General features: G+C 59.1%; 4 protein-coding genes. All 4 read left to right on the top strand.

Features of this window, described 5'->3' with window-relative positions; all coding sequences use genetic code 11:
• A partial coding sequence (locus B3797_RS14620) for a type VI secretion system Vgr family protein (protein ID WP_311791450.1) occupies window positions 1-2,007 on the top strand: 2,007 nt, incomplete at its 5' end.
• A gap of 8 nt (window positions 2,008-2,015) precedes the next feature.
• Window positions 2,016-4,496: a DUF2169 domain-containing protein gene (locus B3797_RS14615; RefSeq protein ID WP_311791449.1), complete on the top strand. Its 2,481-nt coding sequence runs from the start codon at window positions 2,016-2,018 to the stop codon at window positions 4,494-4,496.
• A 5-nt stretch (window positions 4,497-4,501) separates the two neighbouring features.
• Window positions 4,502-5,551 carry a pentapeptide repeat-containing protein gene (locus B3797_RS14610; RefSeq protein ID WP_311791451.1) on the top strand — a complete coding sequence of 350 codons (1,050 nt, stop codon included), beginning with the start codon at window positions 4,502-4,504 and terminating at the stop codon, window positions 5,549-5,551.
• An 835-nt stretch (window positions 5,552-6,386) separates the two neighbouring features.
• A complete protein-coding gene (locus B3797_RS14605) occupies window positions 6,387-6,995 on the top strand; it encodes a DUF3540 domain-containing protein (protein ID WP_311791448.1) in 609 nt (202 codons plus the stop codon).
• Window positions 6,996-7,021: the final 26 nt, after the last annotated feature.

Raw genomic sequence — 7,021 nt, 5'->3', positions numbered from 1 at the left:
AACAGCTGGCAGGCGTCCGCGTCGGTGTCGGCCAGCCTCTACAGCCATGATGATTATAACTATCTGCAGTCGAACGCCGACCTCTCCGCCACGACGCAGATCGCCGACGCCCGCTCGCCGGCAAACACCAAAATCACCGAGTGGCCGGGACGCTATCCCCATCAGTCAGAGGGGAACGACTATTCCCAGATCCGCCAGCAGGAATATGGCGCGCGCCAGCAACAAATCGAAGGCGCGGGCGATGCGTTCGGCCTGGCGCCAGGCTACACCTTTACGCTCTGTATGGCGCCGCGCGCCGCCGATGAAGGAAAAACCTTTCTGCTTACCCGGGTTGATTACCATCTGGAAGAGAACAGCTACGCCAGTAACGATCAAGACCACAATATCCATCGTTTCGACTTCTGCGTCATTCCGGCGACGGTGGTCTGGCGTCCGGCGCGCATCACGCCCTGGCCGCGTACCACCGGCCCGCAAACGGCGGTGGTCATCAAAGCCAGCGACGCCAGCAAAGGCGACGGCGAACATATCTCCACCGATCAGTATGGGCGCGTGCGGGTTAAATTCCGCTGGTTCAGGGCGGAAGATGAAACCCGGCTTCACTCCTGCTGGCTGCGCGTCTCAAGCGGCTGGGCCGGCAGCCAGTATGGCGCGTATCAGATCCCGCGCGTTGGCGAAGAGGTGGTGGTCGATTTTATTAACGGCGACCCCCATACGCCGGTGGTGACCGGGCGAGTCTATAACGATTTGCAGACCCTGCCGATCTCCGAACATCTGGTGACGGAAGCCAGCAGCAGCGATATTGCCAGCGGTGACAGCGTAACGGCGGAGAGCGCCGCCGAGTGGAATTACGCTAAGAGCGGCATCTGGACGCGTACGCTCGGCAGTCAGGATGTTAACGACGGCAATTTCCTCACCTTTGACGACACCGAAGGCGAACAGTCAGTCGATCTGCACGCTGCGAAGAAGCTGAATATCTCCGCCAACGACGCGGTAAAAATCTACTCCGCCAGGACGGGCGATGACGCGATAAAAGTCTGGTCGCCCGGACAGGTTTACATTCAGAGCGAAGATACTTTAAGCACCAGCGCGCCGACGCAGAAACACAGCATTCGCGGCAACTACTACACCATCAGCGGCGCCAACTTCACCACCAACGGCATCGCCTTAACCATTAATGGCGTTAACGGCACCATCAATGCCGTCAGCAGCCTGCAGGCGACGACAACGGAATTCACCGCCAAAGGCTTATCCATGGAGGTCACCGGGGTGAAGCACGCCAAAACCTATTCTGAGATAAAAAAGAACGTCAATGAGATCAAAGAGGTGAACCGGCAACTGGTCTTCGCCTCTTTAATCTCGATTATGAATGGCGGCGGTGGCGCGTTGCCGGCAACGCCGGAGGAACGGACGGTGACCAGCCAGCTGAACAAGCTGAAAGCGAAAATGAAATGGAAAGGAAAGAGCAACGAAAACGCCGCCGGTTCGCGACCGCCTTCGCAGGCGAGTAACGCCTCTCAGGGTAGTAACGCTTCTCAGGCGAGTAACGCCTCGCAGGCGAGCAACGCTTCTCAGGCAAGTAACTCCTCACAGGCGAGTAACGCTTCTCAGGCAAGTAACGCCTCACAGGCGAGCAATGCTTCTCAGGCGAGTAACGCCTCGCAGGCGAGCAATGCCTCACAGGCGAGTAACGCCTCCCAGGCGAGCAATGCCTCACAGGCGAGTAACGCCTCGCAGGCGAGCAATGCCTCACAGGCGAGTAACGCCTCCCAGGCGAGCAATGCCTCACAGGCAAGTAACGCCTCCCAGGCGAGCAACGCTTCTCAGGCGAGTAACGCCTCACAGGCGAGCAATGCTTCGCAGGCCGGCAATGCCTCTCAGGCTGGTAATGCCTCGCAGGCAGGCAACGCTTCTCAGACCGGTAATGCCTCGCAGGCGAGTAACGCCTCTCAGGAGAGCTTCCACACGGCGCGATCTAGTCAATCAACACCCGGTGGAGAAGGCGCGTAGCCGCTGCTATGAAAATCATAAAACCGCGCCACTTGGGCCTGTTACCGCGCCCCTTTCGCTGGCAGCGCCAGCACTATCTCGGCGTCGCCGTTATGGCGATGATAAATATGGATGCGCTGCCGCGACTGCTGACCGAGCAGGCGCTATGGAACATGCTGCCAGAGGCGCTGCAGTCGCCCGATGGCGTGCTCGATCACGGCCTGCCTAAACCGTACCCGGAGTTTCTTGCCAGCGGCTTTGCCTTTCCGCCCGGCGGCGCGGCGTCGCACTGCATCGCTCGCATCCAGGTCGCGGATAAGGAAAAAACGCTGCACGTTTACGGCGATCGCCAGCGGCGGGAGGATGGCCTCAGCGCGCCGCAGCCTTTTAGGCAGATGCCGCTCGACTGGCAACATACGCTGGGCGACGCAGGCGACAGCGAGAATCCGCTGGGCAAGGCGATACCCAACGTCGAGGCGGCCGCGCCGCAGCCGATCCAGCCCGGCGCGGGCGCGCTTCCTGCCAGCTTTAACGCGGTGCCGTTAAGCGCGCCGCGTCGCCTGCGGCACGTCGGCAGCGCCTTTGACGAGGCCTGGCTGGCGCATGACTATCCTGGCTTCGCCCGCGATGCCGACCGATGCCTGTTTAACCAGGGCGATGCGGATCAGCGCTGGGACGATCGCGACGCCCTCCCCGCCGCCGCCGCCTGGCGCATTGAAAATATGCACCCAGATAAACCGCTGCTTGAGGGATGCCTGCCGCCGTGGCAGGCACGCTGTTTCGTGCTGCGTCAGCATGCCCACGGCGAGGCGTTTGAAGAGATCCCGTTGCGCGCCACGACGCTGCACTTTTTCCCTCATCTGGAATGTATTGTGATGATCTGGCATGGCGAACTGGCGATCCGCGAAGATGACGCCGCAGAGGTGCTCACCACGGTCGCAGCGCTCGAGTCGATCCACCAGCCGCGCTCGCGCGAAGCCTATGAAGAGATCATGCGGCAACGCAGCGACCCCGAACGCTCGGTGCTGCTTGGGTTACGCGACGGCGAGCTGTTGCCCCCGGGCAGCGCTATTGAGGATGACGAGCCTGAGCCGCCCCCCGGCCCGGCGGATCGCAACCTTGCACGCTGGGAAACGGCGCAGCGCCAGCAGCTGCAACATGCGCACAGCGGCAGCGGGATGGATATAGATGCGCTGGCGCCCACCCGACCGCGCGTTCCGACGGTGCCGCTGGAAGATCTGCATGACTATATCGACGCGCAGGATCGCGCCGCGCAGCAGCAGCTGGCGCAGATGATGACGCGCTACCAGCAGGAAGAGGCGCTGGCCCCGCCCGCGGCCAGACCGGCCGCCGCGATAGAGACCTACCGCAGCCAGCGCGCCGCGTTTGACGAGAACGCGCAGCAGCAGCCGATGGACGATCGCCAGCGAGCGTTCAGCTCTCAGGCGCTGCGTGACAGCTACCGCTTTAACGCTCATCAGCTGAGCGCACCCGATCGCCTGACGCCCGCGCGGTCGGCGCAGATGCGTCAGGCGATGCTGGCGCGCGATGGCGACTGCCGCGAGATGGATCTCACCGGCGCGGATCTGTCAGGGCTAGACCTGCGCAACACCGACTTCAGCGGCGCGCTGCTGGAGAATGTTGATTTCAGCCACTGCCAGCTCGACGGCAGCCTGTTCAGCAACGCTGTGCTGACGCGGGCAGAACTGCATCGCTGCTCAGCCCGCGCCTGCGCCTTCGATAACGCCAGCCTCGCCCTGGCCCAGTGCTGTTACGCCGACTTTAGCGATTCAGTCTTCAGCGAGACGGAGTGCTGGGATCTGATGCTGGAACAGTGCGTTTTCGATCGCGCCACCCTCAGTGACGTAATGCTGACTCAGGCGAGCCTGGCACACTGCCGCTTTCATCATGCGCAGATCCTCAACGTCCATTTCAGCGAGCTGACGCTGCAGGCGCTTGACTTCAGTCACGCCACGCTGCGCAAGGTCTACTTTGTCGAATGCCATCTGCTGGCGCTCAGTTTCGAACAGGCGCGCCTGACGGCGGTGGGCTTCGTCGACTGTCAGGCGCCGGAAATCTGTTTTCATCAGGCGCAGCTGCATACTTCGCTGTTTGTCTCCGATACGGCTTTGATCCGCGCCAACTTCAGCGGCTCGACGCTGACGCAGTGCAATCTGCGCGAAACGCGGCTGGCGCAGGCGAACTTTTCCCGCGCCACGTTGATCAACAGCGACCTCAGCGGCGCGGACTGCACGCAGGCGGATATGCGGCGGATGCAGGCCAGGGAGTGCCAGTTTACCCGTACGAATTTGACGCTGGCGACGCTGGCGGAGAGCGACCTGATCGGCGCCTCCTTCTCAAAATCTCAGCTGCAGGGATGTGATTTCAGCGGCTGCAACCTGTTCCGCGCCGACCTCTCGCTTAGCGCGCGCGATGCGACGACGCGCTTCGAAGAGGCCTGGCTTAACGGCATGAAAACCGCGCCGCAGCGCGACGAGGAGCATTCGTGAATGAGATGACGCCTGAGGCGGTCGAGCGCGCCATCCAACACGGCGAGATGATCTATCAGGTCGGGCTGCAGGGCCTGGACTTCAGCGGACGCGATCTCTCCGGCGGCTCTTTTGTCGAGGTCGACTTAACCGGCGCACGCCTGATTGACTGCAATCTGCATGAGACGCGCTTCAGCGACTGCTGCCTGCGCGGCAGCGATTTTTCAGGCAACAGGCTAGAGGAGACGCTGTTCAACCAGTGCGTTATGACCGGCGCGCGCTTCAGCGATTGCGGCCTCTACCAGTGTCTGTTCAGCCAGTGCCAGCTTGAAGAGAGTCAGTTCGACGCCAGCGCGCAGATCGGCACGCAGTTCCTGGGCGGCTCGCTTAGCGACAGCGATTTTCAGCACGCCGCACTGCAGGGATGCGGCTTCAGCGATCTGGGGAATTTAACGCTCCAGCTTGCCGGGTGCTGGTGCGAACAGGGTTCCTTTATGAACGCCGACATGCGCCAGGCAGACTTTAGCGCGGGACGCTTTTCGCTCACGACCTTTTTCGCCTGCGACCTGCGGCTGCAAACGCTGGACGGCGTGGCGTTTAACCAGTGCCAGTTTACGCAAAGCCAGCTGGACGGCACCAGCTTCCACCAGGCGATCCTGAGCCAGTGCAATCTCAGCGGTCTGTCGCTACGCCAGGCCAGGCTGACGCAGGTTCAGGCGCAGCAGACGCTGTTTAACGCCGCCGATATGACCGGCTGTGACTGCCGCGACGCGCAGTTTGCTCAGGCTAACTTTGCCGACGCGATTCTGACCGGCTGTGATTTCAGCCGCAGCAATCTACAGCGCGCCGTACTGGCACGCAGCCGCGCCATTCAGGCGCGTTTCGAGCGCTGCGATATGACCTGGGCGGACTGCACCTGGGCGCAAATGGATGAAGCGCAGTTTAACGACGCGCAGTTCAGGCACACCCGCTTCCACCGCGCCAGCACGCACCAGAGCGAATTCACCTCGCGCAGCGGTATTATTGAACGAGATGAAGCGCTGTTTGCAGCGGAAGAGTGGAGTCGTCAGCGTTAATTATTATTTTGCGCATCTTTGCTTATAGAAAAATCTCACAAGTCAGTATTTATTATTGACAACGGAAAAAGCGGTCTGTTTTTTCAGGCCGTCTTCCCCATTGCATGGATTAAATATTTATGACAGAAAGTGGAAAAGATTCATTAGTCAGTGACGGGTATAATTAACAACGGAAACTATGCTAATAATTTCCAGTTATTCGCTGCGCAATATTGCATCTGAGTTGGGCTCTATTTTAAAAAATTAATGTCTTTTTCAAAGTGCTGTCATGAGTACGGCGTTAGTCAGATGTTTATTATACTATTTCAACAGGATTCATATTATTATAATTAGTTGATTTAAATGGTTTTATTAATTAGAATGGCAAGCAGAGCTTTGATTATGACATTTAAATTAAGTTTATATGAATATTTTTAAGGGCTATTTATTAAGAGTATTCCCATCTTCACAGGTGCCAGTGAATAATGTAAATATGTTCCCCGGTTAGTGTATTTATTTAGTAAGCTTTTTCGCATCAAGAACATTGCCTATGCGCCACGCCTCTATTTTCTCTGGCGAGAGCGTTTGCACCTTATTATTGCCGGTAGAAAATTAAAATATATTATCTGAGGGTTATTGTTTCTTCTATGCGTCTCTTTTTAACGTGCAGTTTATTCGCCCCGACAGGCTTTGCAGCAGAAAGAATCGCCTTTATTTGCCGTCAGTCTCTGAAAAAAGCGGCTATTCACGCTGTTATCGATGCGCGTGGAAATAACAGCGTCGGCGCAGGAAAAACTACTACGCCGCGCCTCCCCTGTTTCGCGCCATTCCCTTTCGTCGATTGTGAGAGTTCGCTATGAGCAAAAAAGAGAACACCCTCTCCATGCCGCTGCGGTTGCCTGCGCAGGCGGAGGGCGCTGTGGTCGCCCCGCTGGCCGACAACAGCGTCGAGGTGGAGCTGCAGGGACGTCGCTGGCGCGCGCAGCGCGCCGCCAGCTGCCTGCTGACGCCGGAGCCGGGAGACCGGGTGCTGCTGGCCAATCTTAACCATCAGCTCTGGCTGCTGGCGGTGCTGGAGCGGGCGCAGCCCGAACAGACGGCACAGCTTGGTTGCGGCAGCGATCTGCATCTCGCCTGCGGCGGCGCGCTCACGCTTAGCAGCCAGCAGTTCAGCCTGAAAGCCGCACAGGGCGAGTGCGATATCGGCAGCCTGCGCTATCGCGGCCAGTCGGTTTCCGCCTGGATCAGCGTCGGCCGCTTCTTCGGCAAACAGTGTGAAAGCGTCTGGGAGAGCCTCAGCCAGTTTAGCCAGCGGCTGCTGCGCAAAACCGCACAATGCGAACAGGTTCGCGCAGGCCAGCTTGATGTCAAAACCGAAGAGTTCACCCGGCTCCATTCGCGCAACACCCTGATCAGCAGCACGTCGCTGACCAAGGTTGACGCCAAACAGATTCACATGGGCTAAGGGAGAAGCGGATATGTTTGCCAATT

The sequence above is a fragment of the Pantoea sp. UBA5923 genome, from assembly GCF_002431095.1.
In the GTDB taxonomy this organism is placed as follows: Bacteria; Pseudomonadota; Gammaproteobacteria; order Enterobacterales; family Enterobacteriaceae; genus Pantoea; species Pantoea piersonii.
The sequence above is the reverse complement of the archived record's forward strand: the minus strand, read 5'-3'. Positions and strand labels throughout refer to the sequence as shown.